The 22,594-nt window shown below is 46.2% G+C and carries 17 protein-coding genes; 3 read left to right on the forward strand and 14 right to left on the reverse strand.

From position 1 onward, the window contains the following. Positions 1 to 12: 12 nt before the first annotated feature. The 6 genes from rpsP to ABID29_RS03325 form a co-directional block, all read right to left on the reverse strand. Positions 13 to 285: a 30S ribosomal protein S16 gene (gene rpsP, locus ABID29_RS03300; RefSeq protein ID WP_354364379.1), complete on the reverse strand. Its 273-nt coding sequence runs from the start codon at positions 283 to 285 to the stop codon at positions 13 to 15. A 348-nt stretch (positions 286 to 633) separates the two neighbouring features. Continuing rightward, positions 634 to 1,224: an ATP-dependent Clp protease proteolytic subunit gene (locus ABID29_RS03305; protein WP_354364380.1), complete on the reverse strand. Its 591-nt coding sequence runs from the start codon at positions 1,222 to 1,224 to the stop codon at positions 634 to 636. 877 nt (positions 1,225 to 2,101) lie between these two features. Further along, complete coding sequence (gene upp, locus ABID29_RS03310) at positions 2,102 to 2,731, reverse strand: uracil phosphoribosyltransferase (protein ID WP_354364382.1); 630 nt, start codon at positions 2,729 to 2,731, stop codon at positions 2,102 to 2,104. A gap of 97 nt (positions 2,732 to 2,828) precedes the next feature. Next, on the reverse strand, positions 2,829 to 4,001 hold the full coding sequence (locus ABID29_RS03315) for a MalY/PatB family protein (protein ID WP_435533146.1): 1,173 nt from the start codon (positions 3,999 to 4,001) through the stop codon (positions 2,829 to 2,831). Next, on the reverse strand, positions 3,988 to 5,091 hold the full coding sequence (locus tag ABID29_RS03320; RefSeq protein WP_354364384.1) for a cystathionine gamma-synthase: 1,104 nt from the start codon (positions 5,089 to 5,091) through the stop codon (positions 3,988 to 3,990). The genes ABID29_RS03315 and ABID29_RS03320 overlap by 14 nt, the downstream gene beginning before the upstream one ends. 178 nt (positions 5,092 to 5,269) lie before the next feature. Further along, on the reverse strand, positions 5,270 to 6,901 hold the full coding sequence (locus tag ABID29_RS03325) for a putative polysaccharide biosynthesis protein (RefSeq protein WP_354364386.1): 1,632 nt from the start codon (positions 6,899 to 6,901) through the stop codon (positions 5,270 to 5,272). 98 nt (positions 6,902 to 6,999) lie between these two features. Here ABID29_RS03325 and ABID29_RS03330 point away from each other — a divergent pair, with 98 nt between their 5' ends. Beyond that, positions 7,000 to 8,451, forward strand: a complete 1,452-nt coding sequence (locus ABID29_RS03330) for a UDP-N-acetylmuramoyl-L-alanyl-D-glutamate--L-lysine ligase (protein ID WP_354364388.1) — start codon at positions 7,000 to 7,002, stop codon at positions 8,449 to 8,451. A 199-nt stretch (positions 8,452 to 8,650) separates the two neighbouring features. Here ABID29_RS03330 and nagB read toward each other — a convergent pair whose 3' ends face one another. Then, positions 8,651 to 9,361 carry a glucosamine-6-phosphate deaminase gene (gene nagB, locus ABID29_RS03335; RefSeq protein WP_354364389.1) on the reverse strand — a complete coding sequence of 237 codons (711 nt, stop codon included), beginning with the start codon at positions 9,359 to 9,361 and terminating at the stop codon, positions 8,651 to 8,653. Positions 9,362 to 9,506: 145 nt separating this feature from the next. On the opposite strand from nagB, the gene queA reads away from it, so the two are divergent. Beyond that, positions 9,507 to 10,553, forward strand: a complete 1,047-nt coding sequence (queA, locus tag ABID29_RS03340; protein ID WP_354364391.1) for a tRNA preQ1(34) S-adenosylmethionine ribosyltransferase-isomerase QueA — start codon at positions 9,507 to 9,509, stop codon at positions 10,551 to 10,553. Positions 10,554 to 10,852: 299 nt separating this feature from the next. Here the strand turns inward: queA and ABID29_RS03345 are convergent, their stop codons facing one another. After that, positions 10,853 to 11,233: a PH domain-containing protein gene (locus ABID29_RS03345; protein ID WP_354364393.1), complete on the reverse strand. Its 381-nt coding sequence runs from the start codon at positions 11,231 to 11,233 to the stop codon at positions 10,853 to 10,855. A gap of 857 nt (positions 11,234 to 12,090) precedes the next feature. Beyond that, positions 12,091 to 14,934 carry a C39 family peptidase gene (locus ABID29_RS03350; protein ID WP_354364394.1) on the reverse strand — a complete coding sequence of 948 codons (2,844 nt, stop codon included), beginning with the start codon at positions 14,932 to 14,934 and terminating at the stop codon, positions 12,091 to 12,093. 224 nt (positions 14,935 to 15,158) lie between these two features. Between ABID29_RS03350 and ABID29_RS03355 the strand changes: the two genes are divergently transcribed. After that, positions 15,159 to 15,491, forward strand: coding sequence for a helix-turn-helix domain-containing protein (locus ABID29_RS03355; RefSeq protein ID WP_354364396.1), 333 nt, complete (start codon positions 15,159 to 15,161; stop codon positions 15,489 to 15,491). Between the two features lie 291 nt (positions 15,492 to 15,782). Here ABID29_RS03355 and ABID29_RS03360 read toward each other — a convergent pair whose 3' ends face one another. The 5 genes from ABID29_RS03360 to ABID29_RS03380 all read right to left on the reverse strand — a co-directional run bounded on the left by ABID29_RS03360 (position 15,783) and on the right by ABID29_RS03380 (position 22,593). Further along, the gene (locus tag ABID29_RS03360) at positions 15,783 to 17,327 is read right to left on the reverse strand and encodes a peptide chain release factor 3 (protein WP_354364397.1); all 1,545 of its coding nucleotides are present in this window, start codon (positions 17,325 to 17,327) and stop codon (positions 15,783 to 15,785) included. A 565-nt stretch (positions 17,328 to 17,892) separates the two neighbouring features. After that, positions 17,893 to 18,513 carry a hypothetical protein gene (locus ABID29_RS03365; protein ID WP_354364399.1) on the reverse strand — a complete coding sequence of 207 codons (621 nt, stop codon included), beginning with the start codon at positions 18,511 to 18,513 and terminating at the stop codon, positions 17,893 to 17,895. Positions 18,514 to 18,559: 46 nt separating this feature from the next. Then, on the reverse strand, positions 18,560 to 19,249 hold the full coding sequence (locus ABID29_RS03370) for an ABC transporter ATP-binding protein (RefSeq protein ID WP_354364400.1): 690 nt from the start codon (positions 19,247 to 19,249) through the stop codon (positions 18,560 to 18,562). A 9-nt stretch (positions 19,250 to 19,258) separates the two neighbouring features. Continuing rightward, a complete protein-coding gene (locus tag ABID29_RS03375) occupies positions 19,259 to 20,329 on the reverse strand; it encodes an ABC transporter permease (protein WP_354364402.1) in 1,071 nt (356 codons plus the stop codon). A gap of 500 nt (positions 20,330 to 20,829) precedes the next feature. Further along, the gene (locus tag ABID29_RS03380) at positions 20,830 to 22,593 is read right to left on the reverse strand and encodes an ABC transporter ATP-binding protein (RefSeq protein ID WP_354364404.1); all 1,764 of its coding nucleotides are present in this window, start codon (positions 22,591 to 22,593) and stop codon (positions 20,830 to 20,832) included. Position 22,594 lies beyond the last annotated feature (1 nt).

Here is a 22,594-nt window from a genome sequence, read left to right on the forward strand (position 1 = left end):
GTTTAAAATAGATTATTTTGAGAACTTTTGCTCGTGGAATTTAGCCAAGACACCAGACTTAGACAAGAGGCTACGCACTGTATCTGATGGCTGTGCTCCTTTGGCCAACCACTCAAGCACGCGGTCTTCCTTGATGGTCACTTGGTTTTCTGTGACAAGTGGGTTGTAAGTGCCTACGGTTTCGATGAAACGGCCATCGCGCGGTGCACGTGAATCTGCAACGTTAATACGGTAGAAAGGTTTCTTTTTAGAACCCATACGAGTCAAACGGATTTTTACTGCCATTTTGGATAAATCTCTTTTCTAATTATTTAATAAAGGAGTAACACTAGCTGGGCTAGCAACTCACTTTAACTAGTATAGCACAAAAACAGGTTCTGTCAAGAAAAAAACTTGACAGTGCTAAAAATCGTCTCCTTCTAAACCAAATCCTTAGTTAACAATCGCCTTGAGAAGGCAGATTTGCACGTCTTCCCCTTGAGTCATACACTTTGAAAATCTAAGATAGCCTTGTCAACTGACTTCCCAGGCTAGATTGATTTGCTTGAGTATCAGTTCCCTTTCCACCATAAGAGCAGGCAAAAAGGTGGAGATTTACTAGCCTTGTTAGGGAACTCTCCACCTTTAAATACCTTATTTTAGGTCTGTTTTTTCCATGATAGCGTCAATAAAGCCATAGGCCAAGGTTTCCTCAGCTGTCAACCAATAGTCACGCTCTGCATCTTTATGGATCTGTTTGACCGTTTTGCCAGAATTTTTCGCCAAGATTTTTTCAAGGCGATCACGGGTTTTGAGCAAATGCTCCGCTGCAATAGCCATATCTGTCTGCTGGGTACCACCACCTGTACCACCCATTGGTTGGTGGATCATGTATTCAGCATTTGGGAGCATGAAACGTTTGCCCTTGGCACCGCTTGATGCAATGACTGTTCCCATGCTGGCCGCAGTGCCCATTACGATGGTTTGCACATCTGCCTTGATGAAGTTCATGGTGTCGACAATGGCAAGACCTGCCGATACAGAACCTCCAGGGGTATTGACATAGAGATAAATATCCTTGGTCGGATCTTGAGCATCCAAAAAGAGGAGCTGGGCAATGACGGAATTCGCCATATTGTCCTCTACTGGACCGGTCAACATGATGATGCGGTCTTTCAAGAGACGCGAATAAATGTCATACGAACGTTCTCCACGGCTGGTTTGTTCAATAACTACTGGAATCATATGCTTTCCTCACTTCGTTTTCATTTCTATTACAGATTCTATTATACTGAATTGGTCAAAAAAGGTCAAATAAAAAACTCTTTCCCAACATAAAAGAAAAAGAAAGAGTGGAGAAGGACTCTTTCTTCTTACAGTGCTAATACTCTGCTTCTCCTACTAGCAGTCCCATTTCAGGTGACGGATAAATAGGTCCACTGGACCTTTTCATCGCTCTCGAATTTCTAGGCGATGACCTAAATGAGGCTGGGACTCAGTCCTAATCTCTTCGTTGTACGTTACCCTGCTGAACAAAGACACAGTGGTTGGGAGCTTGGACAGCCTGGGGTTAGGCTGTCCAAGGTTGTCTCCTAGAAATTAAAAAGGGACAATACTTACTTTGCCAGTTTTAGAGTTGCCCCTGCATAGTTCCAAAGGTCCGGGGGACCTTTGGAAGCTGGAAATGAAGCTGGCGATGTCAGCGTAAAAGGTGCTTGGCACCATCAACCACTGCTAGTGGGCTAAAAAGGTCTAGGAGACCTTTTTAGGTGGGAAATGAAGCTATCGCAGATAGTATCAAAATGTGCTGACTTCATCAGCTTTCAGAATCCTAACGAATGCGTGAAACCTTGCTTCCTCATTTCCAACCTTCAACAGTCACTCCCTGCGACTTTGCTCGCTTTCTGATTTCAAGGCTCGCACCTTCAACAGTCATTCCCTGCGACTTTGCTCGCTTTCTGATTTCAAGGCTCGCACCTTCAACAGTCACTCCCCTGACTGTTGAAGCCATGCGGAGGTGGGAGTAAAACGGTCTGGGAAGAGACCGTTTTAGCCCGAACCCCAAAAATTAGGGAGGTGAGGGGAAATCTAATTCTAACGAATTACCGATTACTGTCCCATCTCATTTAGTCCCAAACAGTCGGTCGCCTGCGTCGCCAAGACCTGGGACGATATAGCCGTGTTCATTGAGTTTTTCATCCAGGGCTGCGACATAGATTTCCACATCTGGATGCGCTTTTTGAAGCATCTCTACCCCTTCTGGAGCAGCAACGAGGCCAACAAACTTGATACTGGTCGCCCCACGCTTCTTGAGGGAATCCACCGCTAGGACAGCCGAGCCACCTGTTGCCAACATAGGATCCACACAAAGAACGACCCTTTGGTCAATGTCTTCTGGTAATTTAACCAGGTATTCGACAGGCTGGAGGGTCTCCTCGTCACGGTACATACCGATATGACCAACCTTAGCTGCCGGTGTCAAACTCAAGATCCCATCAACCATCCCGATACCTGCCCGCAAAATTGGAACAATGGCCAATTTTTTACCTGCAATTTGTTTCTGAACAGTCTTTGTGATAGGAGTCTCAATCTCAACATCTTCGACTGGTAAATCGCGTAGGACTTCATAGCCCATCAGCATGGCAATCTCATTGACCAATTCTCGAAAGTCCTTGGTCGAGGTGTCCTTGCGACGCAAGATAGACAATTTATGCTGAATGAGTGGATGTGAAATAACTTGAAAATGTCCCATGTGGGCCTCCTTTTAGTTTACTTCTAAAAGTATATCAAAAAAATGCCAAAAAATCGCTCATCAAACCATTTTTTTGACATTTTCATCTATTTTTTGCCTACTGCTGACCTGTCCCAAAGACCTCAATCAAGCGATCGCAAGCTTCGGCAATTCTCTCAAAAGGAAGAGCCAAATTCATCCTAGCATGCTGGCTCCCCGCCTGACCAAAGGCTGTTCCTTCATTGAAGAGGAGTTTGGCTTGGTCATGCCATTTGGCATATAAATCCTTGTCCTCCAAGCCATAGGCTGAAAAATCCAGCCACAGTAGGTAAGTTGCTTCTGGCTTCATAACCTGAATCTTGGTGGTTAGGCCTAAGCGCTCCGCCACATAATCCGCATGCTGCTCAATCTGTTTGCGCAAGGCCAACAGCCAAGGTTTCCCTTTGGTAAAAGCGGCTTCTGTTGCAACCATGCCAAGAGTTGGCACTTCGTGTTGATTATTGGCCAACCTCTGGCGGATAAAGGCTTTACGTAACTTGGGATTGGCAATAATAGCCATACTATTTTTCGTTGCGGCCAAATTGAAGGTCTTGGTAGCACTGCTTAATACGATAGAAATATCCCTGAACCGCGGATCTATGGTGTTAAAACTGGTGTGTTGATTACCATAGAGGGTGAGGTCTCGGTGAATCTCGTCAATAATTAAGAGGACATCGTGCTTCAGGCACAAGTTCCCAATCCGTTCTAATTCCTCTCTGGTCCAAACGCGACCGCTCGGATTTTGGGGATTGCAGAGCACATAAGCTCTAACATCCTGCTCCTTAATCTGCTGCTCCAGGAGGGCAAAATCAATCTGGTAACGCCCATCAACCTTGATCAACTCATTTTTCACCAATTGGCGGTCCAAGAGCTGAATGGTCCTTGGAATCGGCCCGTAATACGGCGTATTGATGAGGATGCTGTCCCCAGGCTGGGTCAGGGCTTGCAAGGCAATGGAAATCGACGGTACCACTCCTGAAACAAAGAGAATTTCGTCTTCCAAAACAGGATTTGAGAACTGCTCTGCTTCCCAGTCAATCACTGCCTGATACAGGTTTTGACTGGTGTAGGCATAGCCGTAATCACCTGTTTTCACATAGTCTAGAAGGGCTTCTTGAATCTCAGGTGCGATTGGAAAATCCATATCCGCAATGCCCAGAGGAATGTAGGCCGAGTCCTTAGCCACTTCTTGCCATTTGACAGCATGAGTCTTTAGACGATCCGTCCCTTGCGAAAAATCATAGACCATCAGACACCTCCAAGGCTGCTTTGAGATCCGCCACCAGATCTTCGGCATGCTCAATCCCGATCGACAAGCGCAGAAGGTCATCCGTCAGACCATAGCTTTCCCTTACCTCAGCTGGAATATCCGCATGGGTTTGCGTCGTCGGATAGGTAACCAGACTCTCCACCCCTCCGAGGCTCTCTGCAAACGTAAAGACCTTAATATGATTGAGGAAGTCTGGGATTCGCCTTTGATCCGCAATTTTAAAGGAGACCATACCGCCTTTTCCAGGATAGAGTACTTCCTTGACCTGTGGGTGTCCTTCCAAAAAGGCGACCACTTTTTGAGCATTTTCTGTAGCTCTCTCCATTCTCAAAGCTAATGTTTTCAGCCCTCGCATCAAAAGATAGCTATCAAACGGTGATAAGACAGCACCAGTTGTATTGAGGTTGTAAAATAATTTCTCATAAAGCTCCGTCTGATCCGTAATCACGACACCAGCTAAGACATCGTTATGGCCAGAAAGGTACTTGGTAGCAGAATGCAGGACCAGATCTGCCCCATCCTTGATCGGTGTCTGGTAGATTGGGCTATAGAAGGTGTTGTCAACAATGACCTTAGCCCCCTTGGCATGGGAAGCCTGGATAATCACTGGCAAATCATACTCCACCATCAAGGGATTGGTCGGTGTTTCGACATAAACCACATCGTAATCGCCCTGTTCAATCTCAGCCAAGAGGTCCGCTTCACGCTCCACATAGGTAAAATCAAAGCGTCCCGCTGCCTGCTCTTGGTTGAACCAACGGAAAGACCCTCCGTAAAGGTCACGCACCGCTAAAATCTTGGTCCCTATCGGAAACAGACTGAAGGCCAAAACAATGGCTGACATGCCCGAGCTGGTTACAAGAGCGTGCTTAGCGTATTCGATGGCCGCCAAGGTCTCTTCTAAGTTAGAACGGGTTGGATTCTTGGTTCTGATGTAGTCATATCCTGTTGACTGACCGAACTCTGGGTGCTGGTAGGTGGTCGAAAAATGAACCGGACTAACCAAGGCGCCTGTCCTTGGATCCTTGTTAATGCCTGCTTGTGCCAAAATCGTTTCTAATTCTCTTGCCATCTATCCCTCCAAATGAATTTCCTTTTCCTCTATTGTAGCACGTTTTCAAGAGGTCAGGGGCTTTAATCCTTATTGTTAATGACCATGACCAGATATAGTTTTTAACTATACTGTTCTTACACGATTAGCTCCGGATACAAAAGCCTTCTGATGCTTGGGACAATCAGAAGGGTGGTAACTATTTTATCTTGAAGCGTGCTCTCAAATGGTCTGCCTTAGGCTTGCCGATGATAAAGTCAATAGAGCGTGTCGCCAAACTCATGACCGCATAAAGGCCAACTCCGACAGCGCCACCCACCGCAAGATGGATCATACTGGACAGGCGTCCTGTCACAGGAAGCAAGCTATTGAGCAGGATTTCAACTACCAGGACAAGCAAGGCCATGACCAAGGTCTGGAGGACAATGAGAAGCCCACGGTTGAAGAGCAGAGTGTGGTCGAATCCTGTAATCTGCCGCATTCTTTTTGCCATTAAAACGACTGGTACAGCCAGGCCTACAGCTGTTGCTAAGATTGGACCATAGGCATGGAAAACCACGATCAAAGGCAACTGCAAGACCAATTTAACCAGGGCACCATAGAGGAAATACTTGACTGCGTTACGATTTTCAAACAAGGCCTGGAGCATGGGTGCAAGAACCGTGTAGATCCCCAAAACCAGAGTTGTTAACATGGCCAGGATAAACAGTGTCAAGGCCATATTATCTGGGATTCCATAGAAGGTAGTGTAAAGAGGCTTGGCCAGAAGAATGGTCCCTGCCACTGCTGGTAAGAGAAAGACCAAGAGCATGGTCAAACTGTTGAGAATTAACTTGGCTGATGCTTCTCGCTCACCCTTGACCACATTCTCCGTCAACAAGGGAATCCCAACCCCACCGATGGCTGTCGCTACCGAAATCAGAATCATAAAGATCTTATTAGGGTTGGCTGAAAAATAGGAGAACAGAACTTCCAATTCAGCCTGAGTCCAATCCGTCAAAAGAGACATGGTATTGATAAAGGTAAACTGGTCAATCAACTGAAAAATTTGGATGGCGGCTCCCGTCACGATAAAGGGGATCGCCTCTTTCACCGTCTCCAGTAAAACCGCACGGCTATCAATCGGTTCAGAGGACGCCGGTGTTTCTAAAATCGGTTTAATCAGGTCGGCCTGCCACAGGTAGTAAACCAAGACTGCCACACTGGCCAGCATCCCGACAAAGGCTGCAAAAGTTGACTGGGTCACTGCTTTGACATAATCTCCCGATCCCACCTGCATAATGAAGAAAGTCGTAAGCAGCATCCAGATCAAACGAATCAGCTGCTCAGCCACCTGACTCATGGCATAAGGCTTCATGGTATTTAAGCCTTGGAAAATCCCTCTGACAATACTCATTGCTGGGAAAATCAAAACGGCCCAGGACAGACTCCGCATGACAGGTACCAATTCGACCTCAACCCCTGACATCTTGGCAAACAAGGGAGCTCCCAAGTACATCAAAGCACCGAAAAACAGGCCTAGCCCCATCATAAAAGTCAAAGCAACCCTGATGAGTTTGAAACTCATAGCAGGTTTGCCCATCGAGTTGTACTTGGCAATCTGCTTGGCGACCGCAACATTGATTCCAGCTGTTGACATATTCAAAAAGATGGCATAAATGGTATACCCCATACTGAAAAGGGCATTGGCCTGATGGCTATGTTCCCCCATCCAGATGAGCCAAGGGATGACATACAAGGCCCCCATCAGGCGACTAGCAAAATTGCCAACCGTCAGCCAAAGGGTACCTCTCACCATCTGGTCTTGTTGGGTCACAGCTTGATTGGACATGATCTATTCCACACTTTCTAGACAGACATTTTATCTTTCTCATTATAAACCATTCTTTGGGACTTGTAAAACTTTGACTTTAGTTTTACAATAAGAGTATGTTAAATCTAAAAAATATCCTTTCGATTTTAAAAAACGACCATAACTTCCGCCAGATTATCTTTGAAGACCAATACGCTTTTGATTGGGAAGACCAGACATTCTCTGCTATCTCCTACGATAGCCGTCAGGTGTCTCCAGACACGCTCTTTTTTGTCAAAGGAGCGAACTTTCAAAAGGCCTATTTGGAACAAGCTATCAAGGGCGGATTAAGCTTTTATATCTCGGAAAAAGACTATGAGGTTGCGATTCCCCTCATCATGGTTAACGATGTCAAACAGGCCATGAGCCTTTTGGCCATGGCTTTCTACGGAAACCCTCAAGAAAAAATCAAACTGCTCGCCTTTACAGGGACCAAGGGCAAGACGACCGCAGCTTACTATGCCTACAACATTCTGAAGCAGAGCCACAAGCCTGCCCTGCTCTCTACGATGAACACAACTTTAGACGGCGAGACTTTCTTCAAATCCCAACTTTCCACCCCTGAAAGTCTGGATCTCTTTCGTATGATGGCAGAGGCCCTTGCCAACGGCCGCACTCACCTCATCATGGAAGTCTCCAGCCAGGCCTATCTGGTCAAGCGGGTCTACGGTTTGACCTTTGACGTCGGTGTCTTCCTCAACATTAGTCCTGACCACATTGGTCCCATCGAGCATCCGACCTTTGAAGACTACTTTTACCATAAGCGGCTCTTGATGGACCATAGCAGAGCAGTGATTGTGAATAGTCAGATGGACCATTTTGATCTGGTCAAGGCGCAAGTTACCGATCAGCCCCACGATTTTTATGGAGAGTTTTCGGACAATCGCATTATCAAAGCCCAGGCCTTCTCCTTTGAGGTGACCGGAAAACTGGCTGGCCATTATGACAGCCAGTTGATCGGCCACTTCAACCAAGAAAATGCCTTGGCCGCTGGACTTGCCTGCCTCAGACTAGGAGCTAGTCCTGAAGATATCCGCTTAGGCATCGCGACTACTACTGTCCCAGGCCGGATGGAAGTGCTGACCCAGGCCAATGGCTCCAAAGTCTTTGTGGACTATGCCCACAACAAGGACAGCCTGGAAAAACTAATCCAGGTGGTTCGAACCTACCAGAAGGGCGAGATTGTCCTAATCATTGGCGCACCAGGCAACAAGGGACAGAGCCGTCGCAAGGACTTTGGGGACCTCCTCAATACTCTTCCTGATATCGAAGTTATCCTGTCTGCCGATGACCCTAATTTTGAAGACCCTGAAGCAATCTGCCAAGAAATCGCCAGCCACTTGCGACGCCCCTACCAAATCATCGTCGACCGTGAAGTTGCTATTAAAGAAGCCCTTTCTAGGACTCAGTCAGCTGATGACGCTGTCATTATTGCAGGAAAAGGCGCTGACGCCTACCAGATTGTCCAAGGTCAGCGTGACGAGTCTTATCTAGGAGACCTAGAAGTCGCCAGAAAATGGCTCGACTGAAAAGCGCAAATGCACAGCACCCAGATTGCAAAAGGCAATCATCAAAACGGTGGCTCCCCTAGCCCCACCCACAATTCTCAAGCGGAGGCTGGCGAATCCTGAATCTTTAAAAATATCGACTTTCCTCTAAACCTGTCATCCTCAACTTTTAAGCCAAAAAAGGAGTCTACTGCTTATTTAAAAGCGACTCCTTTTCTATTTAGCCAGCCTTATATTGGCTAAGGGCAGCACTATCTGCGATGATAATTACATCCTCATGGCGCTGTAGAATGGAAGCTGGCAGTTCTTCCGTTATCGGTCCCGAAATCAAGCCTGCAATCGCATCTGCCTTTTCAGCCCCATAGGCCAGCAAAATAATGGTCTTGGCCGTCATAATAGAAGCAATCCCCATAGAAATCGCCTGACGGGGTACCTCTGCTTCATCTTCGAAGAAGCGTGCATTGGCCTGAATCGTTGACTCCTGCAAATCGACGACATGCGTCGTCTGGGTGAATGGTGTCCCAGGTTCGTTAAAGCCAATATGGCCATTGCGGCCAATGCCCAAAATCTGCACATCGATCGGATGCTCTTCAATCAAGCGGTCATAGGCAGCGGCTGCCGCATTCAAATCCTCTGCTAAACCGTCTGGCACATAGCTGGCTTTAAAAGGCTTTTCACCAAACAGGTTAGCCTCCATGAAGTAACGGTAACTTTGGTCATTCTCAGCCGACAGGCCAACATATTCATCTAGGTTGATCGATACCAAATCCGAAAAATCCACATCGCTGTCCACCAGCTGGCGGTACAATTCAATTGGAGAGGATCCTGTGGCCAATCCCAAGACCTGAGCTCCTTCTGCTATCTTTTCACGCACCAAGTCATAAGCAATCTTGCCACCTTCTACCTGGTCCTTCACTTCAATAATTTTCATGTTCTGCCTCCTGAAAACCTTTTCTTAATCCTATTATATGGTATAGACCAATTTTTGTCAAGCCTAATCCGCCAAAACATGATATAATAAGAAGGCTGTCTCAGGAACGAGAATCCTAGACAAATCATCCCCTGATAGGAAACCCATGAATACGAAAGATTTTGATTTTGACCTGCCAGAAGAATTGATCGCCCAAACGCCACTGGCTAAACGGGATGCCTCACGGCTTCTGGTACTAGATGCTAGCAAAAAAAGCTTGACCGACAAGCATTTTGACCAAATTATTGACCATCTCAATCCAGGCGATGCCCTCGTCATGAACAATACCCGTGTCCTACCAGCTCGACTCTACGGCCAAAAACCTGAAACTGGCGGCCATGTGGAGCTTCTGCTTCTGAAAAATATTGAGGGAGACGATTGGGAAGTCTTGGCCAAGCCTGCCAAACGCCTTCGAGCCGGCACCCACATCTCTTTTGGGGATGGTCGTTTGACCGCCACAATCTTAGAAGAGTTGGACCACGGCGGCCGAATCGTCCGCTTTAGTTATGACGGGATTTTCTTAGAGGTGTTGGAATCCTTGGGAGAAATGCCCCTGCCGCCTTATATTCATGAGCGTTTGGAAGACCGCGACCGTTACCAGACGGTCTACGCCAAGGAAAATGGCTCTGCAGCCGCACCAACAGCCGGCCTTCATTTCACCCAGGAACTCCTTGAGAAAATTGCTGCCAAAGGTGTCAAACTGGTTGAGCTAACCCTCCATGTCGGTCTTGGAACCTTTAGACCCGTCTCGGTGGACCAAGTCGATGAGCATGAAATGCATTCTGAATTTTACAGCCTCAGCCAGGAAGCTGCAGAGACACTGAATGAGGTCAAGGCTGCTGGCGGACGGATTGTCGCTGTGGGAACCACCTCTATCCGCACCTTGGAAACCATCGGCTCAAAATTCGATGGCCAGATCCAGGCAGACTCTGGCTGGACCAATATTTTTATCAAGCCTGGTTATTCCTTTAAGGTGGTCGATGCCTTTTCAACCAACTTCCATCTGCCAAAGTCAACCCTCGTCATGCTGGTCGCCGCCTTTGCAGGGAGAGAGTTTGTCCTAGAAGCCTATGCCCATGCCATCCAAGAGGGCTACCGCTTCTTCAGTTTTGGAGATGCTATGTTTATTGAAAAACCGTCCGAAAATGCCTAAACCAACTGAAATAACTAAAAAGTCTCAGTCCCAGATGCTAACATTCAGGGCTGAGACTTTTTCTGTTAGACATTAGATGAGCTCTTAGTAGGTCACTAAACTTCACCAAAACGAGGGTAATTTCTAGGCCTAGCCTTAAGAGACATGGCTACAACTTGATTCGTTCAGCAGTTGACATCACTTCCACTCCCCAAATTTCCCTGGCAAGGTGAGCTGCCCCCAGGAACTAACAGGACGGACACTACCAGCTATTGATTTTTCAACTATCAAATCTAGGGCTTGTTTTTAAACCGGCCCAGCTATCCCAAAACAGCAGCAGCCAAGGCTTGTTGAATTTGGACAACACTTTTATCGCTCTTAAATTGCAGGACTTCTGCTGGCTGACTAGCCGACGAAATCCAGATTTTGAGTTCGGCATCAAGATCAAAATGCCCTGACGTTTCTACTGTAAAGCGTGAAATCGACCGATAAGGCAAGGACTTGTAAGATACCTTTTTACCTGTCATCCCCTGCTTGTCCACCAAGATTAACCGTTTTTCAGTAAACACAATCAAGTCCCGAACCAACTGAAAGGCTAAATTGACCTGCTCACCTGGCACCAAAATATCCACTAACTGCTGCTCAACCTTCTCAACATCCTTTTGAGAAGCATTGCCCAGTAAACCTGAAAATAATCCCATAAGGTCCTCCAATTCATTTGTTACCCTATTATACCGAAAAAGAAGAGGCTGGACAACCATTTCCAGCGCTCTTCTCTAAACAGCACAACTATTAAAGAAAAACCGCAAAACTTGTAAGGTTTGAAGCACCTTGGAGGCGGGACATAGGCTATTATGCTCCCTTACATTCTGGAAGCGACTATCTCCTATCCCCATTGGAGCTCTAATCGTAGCTTATTCCATTTTCAAAAAGCAAGCTTGCCCTATTTTAGGATTTTGAGGAGGGGGATAGAAAGTAAATCGCAACTAAGATAACACTAAACTTGTATAGCAAGCTGATCCAGGTCATCGCATCAGGCAAGTTCAGCTCCAGACACCAAGCACCTCCAAACAGAAAGAACAAGATGACCAGTAATTTTAGAATCTTAATCAGCCAGCTTCTCTCCAGAACCATCTCTTTCTGACCAATCGTCATATGAACCGGGGGTACCTTTTGCCAAGGAAGATAACGCAGGGTGAAATAAGTTCCACCTAATAAGTAAGGATAAGGCCAACAGGAGATGATTTGAAAACGGATCTGAGATAGGAAACATAGAAAACCTCCATTCTTCATTGTTACACTGGTAACGCTGACAAGTCTAAGGCGAACTTTAACAGCCCATTCTCATCCTTAGAATAACAACACACTGACTACTGAATCGGACTTACCAATGTTTCTAGCCTAGGCAGATGGTAAAGGACCTAGCAGAACCCCCTTTAGGATCGAAGCTTAAAGCAGAATATCCTAGTCGTCTAAGGTCTTGTTCATTAGGTCCCAAGCTATTCATACCACTTTCTGCAACGATTCACCTAGCAGGAATTTTCTGTCTTGAACACTCCTAGTTTTCTCTCCGATGATAGCCAAACAAAGTCAGCAGAGGAAGTAATCCTAAGGCAAGTAAGTTTAACGAGGCACTGTCGCCCGTTTGAGGAAGCGTTTTCGTCTTTGATGATTCAGTAGATTTGACTTGTCCCTTAGTCTGAGGAGCCGCATTCTTCACCAATGGTGTCACCGCAACGATTTGTCCCCGTTCGTCGATAACCGGAACCTGCGAAGTTAATGGTGCAGATATCTGGAGTTGCTGATATTTTGAAGGGGCGTAAGCCAGAGTCCTAGGAGTTTGATAAACGATTGGAGTGACCAAATTCTCAGCTCTATACCGTGCCAGTAAGTTGTCATAAGCCACCTGTAATTGTTCTTGAGTGGCAGTGAGTGCTTGCAAATCCTTTTCTGCTTGTTCCAACAAAATATTTTGTTCTTCCAAACGTTTCTGCGCAGCATCCAGGAGGCTTTGCTTCTTAGCAAGCACCTGAGGTGCTTGCTTCAGACTCTCTAGATAGGCTTGCGCCTGCTTCAGACCCTCTGCTTTTTCAGTCTGGGCTTGTCTTAGAGCTTGCAGTTGTTGATTTGATTTCGCTAAAATCTTCTGCAGCTCTTCTAATTTTGCCCTTTCCTGATTACGATTCTCTTGCGCCTCTTCCAAAGCTTTCTGGTCCGCTTTCAGAGCTTCCTTAGCCTTAGCCAATACAGCCTCGCGATCTGCCAAGCTCAGGGCAAGTTGACGCTCAGCCTCCTGAGCAAGACCAAGAGCTTGCTGAGCTTCTGCCTGAGTTGCCAAAGCCTGGGTTAAACGATTTTCAGCCACTGGTAAACTAGCTTCCTTATCCAGCAGAGCCATGTACAAGGCTTGCGCTTGTCTTAGAGAGTCTTTGATATCATCAAGAGTAGATTTGGCATTAGCTCGAAGGGTTGTCTTGGCGACTGTATCTTTCTTAGCATCTGATAAACGAGTAGAAAGGGTTTGGTAACGTTCCTGAGCAGCCTCTAGCTCCTCAGTTAGACGAGTCTTATCTCCCTGAGCCTTTGTCAGAGCTTTATTAGCCTCATTGACCGCTCTTTGGGTCTGAGTTTCCAAGGCCTTTGCTCTCTCCAGACGCGTTTTAGCACTAGAGAGTTGGGCGCCTGTTTGAGATAGGCGAGCAACTTCACCTTCTTTACTTGCAACGGCCCCAGTCAACTGATTGACTGTGCTTCGTGCCTGAGCTAGTCCAGACTTAAGTTGCCTTAAGTTAGCTGTCGTAAATTGGACAAATGGCGCACCCAATCCCGCTGTGTCGATAGCATCTGTGCTTTGCTCAGCCCAGAGATTAGCCAATGGATACCAGCCATTATTGGTCCGCGTGTAAGGATCATAAACATAGGTATAACCATTGGAGAGGCCATGTAGTAAGATCTGGTGTGTATAGCCGACACCCCAAGGGCTAAATTTATTTTGCTGAACAGCCGCTGTGACTAAATTTCCAGCTTCTAAAGCCTGTACGACACTCGCATAGTTGCCTAAGGTTGTCGCTTCTAGGCCATAGTGACGCGCTGCTTGGAGTAAGCCCTGACCAGAAGTCCCTTGGAAATTCTTGTTAAAGTGATTACTGTTATTGTAGAGATAGTGTCCCACTTCCAATGGCATGACTGTTTTTCCAGTCAGTTCAGTGATAGCCATCGCCAAAACGGTCGGCGCACAGCCTGTTGCACCAAAAGTCCCGTTTCCGATACGGTAGGTGATCCAATTTGGATCCGTTTGAACATAAGTTTGCAGACTTCCAGGATCAGACGGACTGGCTGCTTGATAGGCATGGGTTAAACGCGCTAAGTTCTGAGTAGCTTGAGCTAGCTGTGTGCGATTTCGTTTTAATTCTTCTTGGGCTTGCTGGAGAGCTTGAGCCTGGTTTGTTGCCGATGCTTGCGCTGTCGCCAATGCTTGCTCCGCAGCCTTAACCATGCTCTGAGCCTTAGACAAATCATTCAAGGCTGTATCCAATTGCTTGGTCGCTTGCGTTTCACTAGCATTAAGCGAAGCTTTTAAATCTGCGATTTGTTTTTGAACAGCTGCAACATCGACCGCTAAGCCATCTTCAACCAGTTGCGCTTCTTTCAAATCTGACGTTGCAGTTGTCCAATTTTCAGTTGCTTGCTCAACCGCTTCTTGTTGTGATTCAACTCTTTCCTTAGCCTGCTCTAACTCTTTAGCATGATTTTGATCTGCTGTTTTAGCCTCTTCCAATGCTGTCCGAGCTTCTTGAACATCTTCATTTGCTGTTTTAACAGCAGTCTGAGTTTGTTCTAATTGTTCCTTAACAGCCTGTTCAGCTTGACCATCGACCAGTTTCTTAGCTTGATCAACTTGCCCTTGACTCTCTGAAACGGTAGCCTGTGCAACATCCACCTGACTTTCAGCCTCTTGAACAATGGCTTCTTGCGCCTTAACAGCTTCTTCTGTCTGGGTCATTACTGTTTCAGTACGCTCAACAGCTTCCGTCGTCTCTTTTAGCTCTGTATCTGCTTTCTCAACCGCCTCAGTTGCTTGTTCCACAGCTTCAGGAGTTGCCACTTCAGCCAAACGTTCCGCTTCAGAAGCTTCCGTTGTCAATTGGTTGACCTCAGATTTAGCCTCTGCTTGTTCCTCTTTTCTCGCCTCTACCAGTTCTGTTTGCCCCGCAGTTTCAGCTTTCGAAGCTTCTAAATCCGCCTTAGCGTCAGCAAGCATCTTTGGAGTTACTGATTGAGTAGCTTCTTGCGTTTTAGGGGAAACAGGCTTATCCAGCTCCTTAGCTTTCACAGGATTTGCTATGCCAAGAGTTGTCGTTGCCAGAGCAGCTGCCGCCAATACTGTTTGAGGTTTGTTCATCTCTCAAATATCCTTTCTATACAATATCTTTTGGAGGTTTATTTCACAAAATGCTCAGCACAAATCATTTAGAGGGTTTCATTTCCTTCTCCTCAAATAAACTGTACGTCACTAGTATAACATCATTTTGTTATCTAAACAATACTTTTTAACATATAAAAGTTCGCTAAAACTAACTTACTGTTATGAAATAAACCCTTTATGATAGTATTAGAGGTGTTGATATGAACGATAACCAATTTTTACAAGAGTATGTTGCTCTACGAATAAGGCAAATACGCCTAGATAAAGGAATCAGTCAAGAACATTTGTCTGAAAAAGCAGATTTAAGCGCAAAATATATCCATAATATCGAAAATCAAAAGTTTAACTTAAAAATCCAGACCTTAGAAAAAATCATTGCTGCCTTAGATTATACCCCTCAGGATTTCTTCGCCTTCCAAAGCAATCCTGATGACCAGTTACTTCTTTTGATTGATCAGTTAAATAAGTTAGACGCTCATAATCGTGAAGAAGTCTTAAATGCATTCAATAGACTGGTTCAAAAGATGCTTTGAATAGGCTCTCTTAAAAGGGCTGACGCTATCAAAAGATGACCAAAAAACATTCTGCCCAGCAGAAAACCAATTTTGCCGTTGTTTTAGGACTTCGGTTAGAGGTTTTTTCAGCCTTTTTTACCCCTAGTCATCAAGAGCTCCTTAACTTCTATCGACAAACCATCACTTGACGGGGGTCTTGTTCGTCACTACTCGTCTTTTCTAAGCTCGATGTCTTGGGATTAACTTTGCGGAGCTTATACCACAAAAATCGGTAACGCGTATCGCACGTTACCGATTTTTGGTTTGTCCCTACATCTTCTCTTCCAATTCCACTTTGGGATACTTGTCCGCGAACCAGCGCAGGGCAAAATCGTTTTCAAAGAGGAAGACGGGTTGGTCGAAGCGGTCTTTGGCTAGGATGTTACGGCTAGAGGACATGCGTTCGTCCAGGTCTTCTGGCTTGATCCAGCGGACGGTCTTCTTGCCCATTGGGGTCATGACCACTTCGGCATTGTACTCGCCTTCCATGCGGTGCTTGAAGACCTCAAATTGGAGCTGACCAACAGCTCCCAGCATGTACTCGCCCGTCTGGTAGTTGGTGTAGAGCTGGATCGCCCCTTCTTGGACCAACTGTTCGATACCCTTGTGGAAGGATTTTTGCTTCATGACATTCTTAGCTGAAACTTTCATGAAAATTTCTGGCGTAAAGGTCGGCAGAGGTTCAAATTCAAACTTATTTTTTCCAACGGTCAGGGTATCGCCGACTTGGTAAGTTCCTGTATCGTAGACACCGATAATGTCGCCAGCCACGGCATTTTCGACATTCTCACGGCTTTCCGCCATAAATTGGGTCACATTGGACAGCTTGGCCCCTTTGCCAGTACGAGGGAGATTGACCGCCATCCCACGGGTGAACTCGCCTGACACCACACGGACAAAGGCAATTCGGTCACGGTGACGCGGGTCCATGTTGGCTTGGATTTTGAAGACAAAGCCTGAAAAATCCTTATCCAGTGGGTCAATGACCTCACCAGTCGTGGTCTTGTGGCCATGTGGCTCTGGCGCAAATTCCAGGAAAGAATCCAAGAAGGTCTGCACCCCAAAGTTGGTCAGGGCCGAGCCGAAGAAAACTGGCGTCAGCTCACCTGCTAGGATGGCCTCACGGGAAAATTCATTTCCAGCTTCGGCCAGAAGCTCGATGTCTTCCAAAACTTGCTTGTAAAAGGGGTTGTTGGCAAATAAAGCTCCGCCATTGTCCAAGGGCGCAAACCGCTCCTCACTGCGGTAAAGCTCCAGACGTTGGTTATGCAGGTCGTAAAGCCCCTCGAAGCTCTTGCCCATACCGATAGGCCAGTTCATGGGGTAGCTGGCAATACCAAGCACCTCCTCCAGCTCCTGAAGCAAATCCAGAGGCTCGCGACCATCACGGTCTAGCTTGTTGATAAAGGTGAAGACAGGGATGCCACGGTGCTTAACAACTTCAAAAAGCTTTTTAGTCTGGGCCTCGATCCCCTTGGCCGAGTCCACAACCATAACGGCAGCATCCACCGCCATCAGGGTGCGGTAGGTGTCCTCCGAGAAATCCTCGTGTCCAGGTGTATCAAGGATGTTGACCCGCTTGCCGGCGTAGTCAAACTGCATGACAGACGAGGTCACAGAAATCCCACGTTGTTTCTCGATGTCCATCCAGTCGGACTTGGCAAAGTTCCCGGTCTTCTTGCCCTTAACGGTACCAGCCTCCCGAATCTCGCCCCCAAAGTAGAGGAGCTGCTCGGTGATGGTAGTCTTCCCCGCGTCCGGGTGACTGATGATAGCAAAAGTGCGGCGTTTTTTAATCTGTTCTTGTAAATTCATGGTACTTCTTTCTTGTTTTTGGATAAATAGCAGAGCTGGTCTGCTGGTTTTCAATACGGATGCAGCTATTGTCTGATGCTACATTGGATAGTCCTCTTGTAATCTTAACCCTCCTATTATATCTAAAAAGAAGAACTTTTTCAAACCTTATAAAAATTCCTCCTGAAAAACAGAAGGAATCTGTTAACTAGGCTCTAGCAATCGCTTCTGCCCTTTCTGCACCAAGGCTACCAAGGCGAGATTGGCAAGAGTGACAAGGATAAGATTGAGCCAGATATGGTGGCTGTTGACCAGAGGGGTACCGCTAGCAAACCGTAATTTCCGCCTGTCAGCTGGTTGACCAGCAAGAGGGACAGGTTAATCACCAAACTATAAGATAAAATGACTAGTATATTAAGGCGGTCTTCTTTCTATTTACCAAGCAGATAAAACCGACCAGTGACAAAGAGAAGACCCAACGCAATCTTTCGGTTATCAAACTCTAGTCCTGTCAGTGGCAGGTCAGCAAAGATAGCCACATCATTTTTAGCCCCCACCACTTGGGCAATTTCGTGTCAGGTTAATTTCATTGATTCTCCAAATTCTCATCAAGATCGGTAAAGCTATCCAGGTAACCAGCCAGCTCCGCCGATTCTGGCAACTGAAATCGTAAGTTGTCATGAGCATAGCTAGGGTCGTAACTGATGGTTGCTTGTCGCTCACCGATTGGTGAAAGGGTGTTTTTCCGGTACAAATACTCGGTTAAGGTTTGGTTTTCTGAAAAAAGAAAACCAGAGGTCTTATGGGTATAAACAATGGTGTAAGCCTGCCCTTGATAGACGACATCAGCGTAACCATAGGACCATTGCCCAATACCCAAGAAGATAACAGCTAGAGCTGTCCCCAAATACAGAACAGCAGGTAGCATCAAGACACTGAGAATACTGAGCAGGTACCGCCAATACCATCGACGGATTTTTCCTATTAAAAAGCTGAGGAGATAACCAAACGCTAAACAGACCAGACCATAAAGACCAAGGTAAAAAATAGGCTGCAACTGAGCGAGTGACACCAACATTCCGATCAAAGCGATCGAGAGTTGCCATCTCCGCGACCACTGTTGACAGCTAGCGATTCCCATTAGCAGAATCGTGAGCAAATGAAACGGGAACAGGCGCGTGAGGATAAACCAGATAAAACTCAACAACTTTCAGCTCCTCCTCAAAAAAGAGTGCCATGCACTCTCTATTATACTATAATACTGAAGATTTGTCTGTTTCAACTTGACGCAAGACGCCATCACGCATCTCATAAACCTTATCGCAATAGGTCGTCATGCGATGATCGTGGGTTACCATGATAACCGCTTTTTGACGTTCCTTGCACTCTTTAGCCAGTAGTTCGACGACCTCAACGGCGCGGTCAGTATCGAGGCTGGCTGTCGGTTCGTCTGCTAATAGCAGAGCTGGGTCATTGTAGAGCGCACGTGCGATAGCCACTCGTTGCCGCTGGCCGCCTGAGAGCTCTTTGGGAAACTTTTTGACCAAGTGATCAATCCCTAGCTCCTCGAGTAACTCGAGCTGTCTCTTTTTGTCAGCTCTGCCATTTATCCGATCAACCAAATCCAACTGCTTCTCCACCGACAGAAATGGAATGAGATTGGACGATTGAAGGACAAAGCCAATATCTTGAAAACGTAAGCGAGCCCGCTCCTTTTCAGGAAGCTGGGAGTAATCTGTTCCGTTGATCAAGATTTGACCAGCTGTTGGTGTTTGCAACCCTCCAGCTAAGGTTAATAAAGTACTTTTGCCAGAGCCAGACGGACCAATAATAGCGATAAACTCTCCTGCAGCTATGTCAAAGTCTGTTGGTTTTAGTGCCTCAATGGTGCTATCACCATCCTGAAAACTTTTACTAACGGCTGTTAATCTTAAAATAGTCATGTCAACCTCCTACCCAATATGCTCCAGCGGATCCACCTTAACGATAGCACCGACCGAGAAGAGTGCCCCTAGCAGAGCAAAGAGAATCAAGCCTCCTGAAATGCCGCTGTAAAAGAGCCAGTTATGCTCAAAAGGAACCGCCGAGGGTAAAACTAAGGAAGACAGAAGAGTTAGCCCAAGACCAATAACCGTTCCTAAACCAGCCAAGACCAAGGTTTGCCCTAGTACAGAGCTTGCAATATAAGGTGTTGACAAGCCTTGAATCTTCATCAGTCCAAAAATCGCTGCCTTTTGCGTTGTCAAGACAAAGATAAAAATGCCGATAACGACTGCTGCAATAACCACCAAAAACCCAATCATAAAGGCAAAGGTCAAGTTCTGTGCCGTGTATCCTGGGAGCTTATCAATAAAGGCTGCTATATCCAGCTGTTCAAGACTATCCTCAGGATAGCTGGTCACTTCTCCCCTGACCACAATCGCACTAGCTTGATTAATGGGTTGCCCCTTTTGGTAAATGGTTTTGAACGTTGACTGAGAAAGGTAGACTACAGGTGCCACACCGTAGGCAGCACGGTCCGTTGTCCCAACGATGGTCAATTCTTCTTCGCTCTCTCCCAGCGCTAACTGATCGCCAATCGACAAGCCTAGCTCCTCTAGCAATTCAAGGGCAACGACTGCCTCATTTTCCTTTTCAAATCCACGTCCCTCAATAATAGAAGGCATCAAAAAGGTTGACGCATCGACACCAAAAACGGCTACCCGCTCCTTGTTTTCATCGCTGACTTGTTTGTTTTCTGCCCAGACGACACCCGACCGGAAAAAGAGTGAGGCCTTCTCTTCGGCTTTAACTTGGTCCACTAATGCCTCATCCATTATTGATGGTGCCAGTAATTTATTGGCCTCTGTTGACAGAAAAATCGTGTCCGCCTGCCATTTGTCGACGGCCGCTCGGTTCTGCTGCATCAGACCGTAAGCCAAGCCCGTCAAGAAAAAGACCAGATAGGCGACCAAAACCAAGAGTCCCAATATCAAACCATAGCGTAGCTTGTTTTGCTTCATTTCTTCGATTGCTAAAAACATCTTTTCTCCATCCGTTTCCATTGCTTGATAACTTTTCTGAAACAGTAAATTATTTTACCATTATAGCACAAAAAGAGAGGGGAACAAAAATCACTGATTAAAAAAGGCTTTTTCCTGTCTTGTTTCCATTTTAAAAGACGCCACACTAACCCACAGGCAACTCTACAACTAGCAAGAACAGGATTATCTGCTTCCCTTTTCCAAAAGTTAGGGCTGTCTTTAGAGTAAGTCCTTAACCAGAATTTATGCTCATCGCTTAACAAAAATCAAAATCCGAATCATTTGGTGGTCATCGAATAACTATTGATTGAGCCATGCAGCAACCTCAAAATAGTTGGAAAGGCTACTATGTTCTTCTGTGTTTAAATAAACATGCATTCGCCCATTAACGGCTGTGAAAGCAAGGAGCGATCTGATCGAAAACCATAAAACCTCCCCTAGGTTTAACTAGAAGAGGCTTGACTTATTATAATATCCCTTAAGTGAGAAACCAGTTTGATCTAGTCCGCAAATTGGCTCTGATAGAGGTCGTAATAAAAACCTTTATCAGCTAAAAGACTGGCATGCGTACCTTGTTCGATAATTTCACCATCCTTTAAGACTAGGATTTTATCCGCTTCTTGAATGGTGGATAGACGATGGGCAATCACAAAGCTCGTGCGACCTTCCATCAAGCGCTTCATAGCCTTTTGGATCAATAGCTCTAGACGGGTGTCCACAGATGACGTTGCTTCGTCTAAAATTAAAATCTTAGGATCAGATAAGAGGGCACGGGCAATGGTTAACAACTGCTTTTGCCCCAATGAAATATTGCTGGATTCCTGATTCATTTCCATGTTGTAGCCACCAGGAAGGGTTCTGATAAAATGATCCACATTGGCGGCCTTTGCTGCTGCAATGATCTCTTCATCAGTAGCTTCTAGATTGCCAAACCGAAGGTTTTCCTTAATGGTGCCTTCATAGAGCCAGGCATCTTGGAGCACCATCCCAAACTGCTTACGGTAATCTTGACGAGACAAGGTTCTGATATCATGCCCATCCACTTTGATAGCTCCTGAAGTCACATCGTAAAAGCGCATCAGGAGATTAATCAAGGTCGTCTTACCCGCGCCAGTTGGACCGACTATGGCGACCATCTCACCCGGCTGGACATCAAGGTTAAAGTTACGGATCAAAGGTTTATCGGGCAAGTACTGGAAATCAACGGCCTCAAAAGACACCTGACCTGTCAAAGGCTTCTCTAAGCGCTCAGTAACCTGATTGACTTCGTCGGCTTCATCCAAGACCGCAAAAGTCCGCTCGAGAGAAGATTGAGCTGACTGCAATTGGCCGGCTAGCTGAGTAATGGTCTGGATAGGCTGGTTCACCTGCCAGACATATTGTACCAAGGCCTGCAGATTACCAACAGTCAATTGACCAGCCAAGACACGAAAACCGCCAAGAAGGGCAATCAACAGATAGGCCAAATTCGAGATGGTAGACAAGACAGGCATCATAATACCAGAGGTAAAGCTCGCCTTGAAGCCAGTCGCCTGCAAGTCATCCATGATTTGGCCAAATTCTGCCTCGGAATGCTCCTCTCGGCCATAAAGCTTGATGACATTAAAGCCTGTCAGATTTTCCTGAACAAAGCCGTTCATGTCTCCTAGGAGCTGGGCCTGACGTTTAAAGTAAGGCTGGGACTTGGTCATGATAAACTTGGCCGAGAAATAAGTCAGAGGAATGCTGGCTATCACAATCAGAGACAGGCTAAGATTGATATAAACCGCCATGGAAACCGCCAAGATAATGGTCAAAAAGGCATTGATTATCTGAAGAAAAGACTGCTGGAGAGCATTGGAGACCGTCTCCACATCTGAGGTAAACCGCCCTAGCATGTCTCCAAACTGGTGACTGTCAAAATAAGAGGTCGGAATCCGATTGATTTTTTGACTCATTTCCTTACGAAGGTCTCGAACCGTAGACTGCACCGCCTTGGTGATAAAGACATTGGCATACCAGGACCCCAAGGAATAGAGACTCCCACGGATGTAGTAGATCACTAGAATGAGGATAATATAACGGTAGTTGATCCCAGCGCCTGGAACACCAGCCAGCATGTCTTTGACATTGGCTGTAATCTCTGTGATGATAAGGCCGAAGGTCAGGGGTTCTAAGGCATTCATGGCTGCGCTTAAAATCTTGAAGAAGACGGATAAAAAGAGAGAGCCGCGATAATTCTTTAAATAGTGCCAGAGGCGTTTATAGGCATTTTCTGTTGGCATA

This window comes from Streptococcus rupicaprae (assembly GCF_040545225.1).
GTDB lineage: Bacteria > Bacillota > Bacilli > Lactobacillales > Streptococcaceae > Streptococcus > Streptococcus rupicaprae.

Coding starts and splice junctions, on each gene's coding strand:
- rpsP (WP_354364379.1), bottom strand. CDS start 285: ATGGCAGTAAAAATCCGTTTGACTCGTATGGGTTCTAAAAAGAAACCT.
- ABID29_RS03305 (WP_354364380.1), bottom strand. CDS start 1,224: ATGATTCCAGTAGTTATTGAACAAACCAGCCGTGGAGAACGTTCGTAT.
- upp (WP_354364382.1), bottom strand. CDS start 2,731: ATGGGACATTTTCAAGTTATTTCACATCCACTCATTCAGCATAAATTG.
- ABID29_RS03320 (WP_354364384.1), bottom strand. CDS start 5,091: ATGGCAAGAGAATTAGAAACGATTTTGGCACAAGCAGGCATTAACAAG.
- ABID29_RS03325 (WP_354364386.1), bottom strand. CDS start 6,901: ATGTCCAATCAAGCTGTGACCCAACAAGACCAGATGGTGAGAGGTACC.
- ABID29_RS03330 (WP_354364388.1), top strand. CDS start 7,000: ATGTTAAATCTAAAAAATATCCTTTCGATTTTAAAAAACGACCATAAC.
- nagB (WP_354364389.1), bottom strand. CDS start 9,361: ATGAAAATTATTGAAGTGAAGGACCAGGTAGAAGGTGGCAAGATTGCT.
- queA (WP_354364391.1), top strand. CDS start 9,507: ATGAATACGAAAGATTTTGATTTTGACCTGCCAGAAGAATTGATCGCC.
- ABID29_RS03345 (WP_354364393.1), bottom strand. CDS start 11,233: ATGGGATTATTTTCAGGTTTACTGGGCAATGCTTCTCAAAAGGATGTT.
- ABID29_RS03350 (WP_354364394.1), bottom strand. CDS start 14,934: ATGAACAAACCTCAAACAGTATTGGCGGCAGCTGCTCTGGCAACGACA.
- ABID29_RS03355 (WP_354364396.1), top strand. CDS start 15,159: ATGAACGATAACCAATTTTTACAAGAGTATGTTGCTCTACGAATAAGG.
- ABID29_RS03360 (WP_354364397.1), bottom strand. CDS start 17,327: ATGAATTTACAAGAACAGATTAAAAAACGCCGCACTTTTGCTATCATC.
- ABID29_RS03370 (WP_354364400.1), bottom strand. CDS start 19,249: ATGACTATTTTAAGATTAACAGCCGTTAGTAAAAGTTTTCAGGATGGT.
- ABID29_RS03375 (WP_354364402.1), bottom strand. CDS start 20,329: ATGTTTTTAGCAATCGAAGAAATGAAGCAAAACAAGCTACGCTATGGT.
- ABID29_RS03380 (WP_354364404.1), bottom strand. CDS start 22,593: ATGCCAACAGAAAATGCCTATAAACGCCTCTGGCACTATTTAAAGAAT.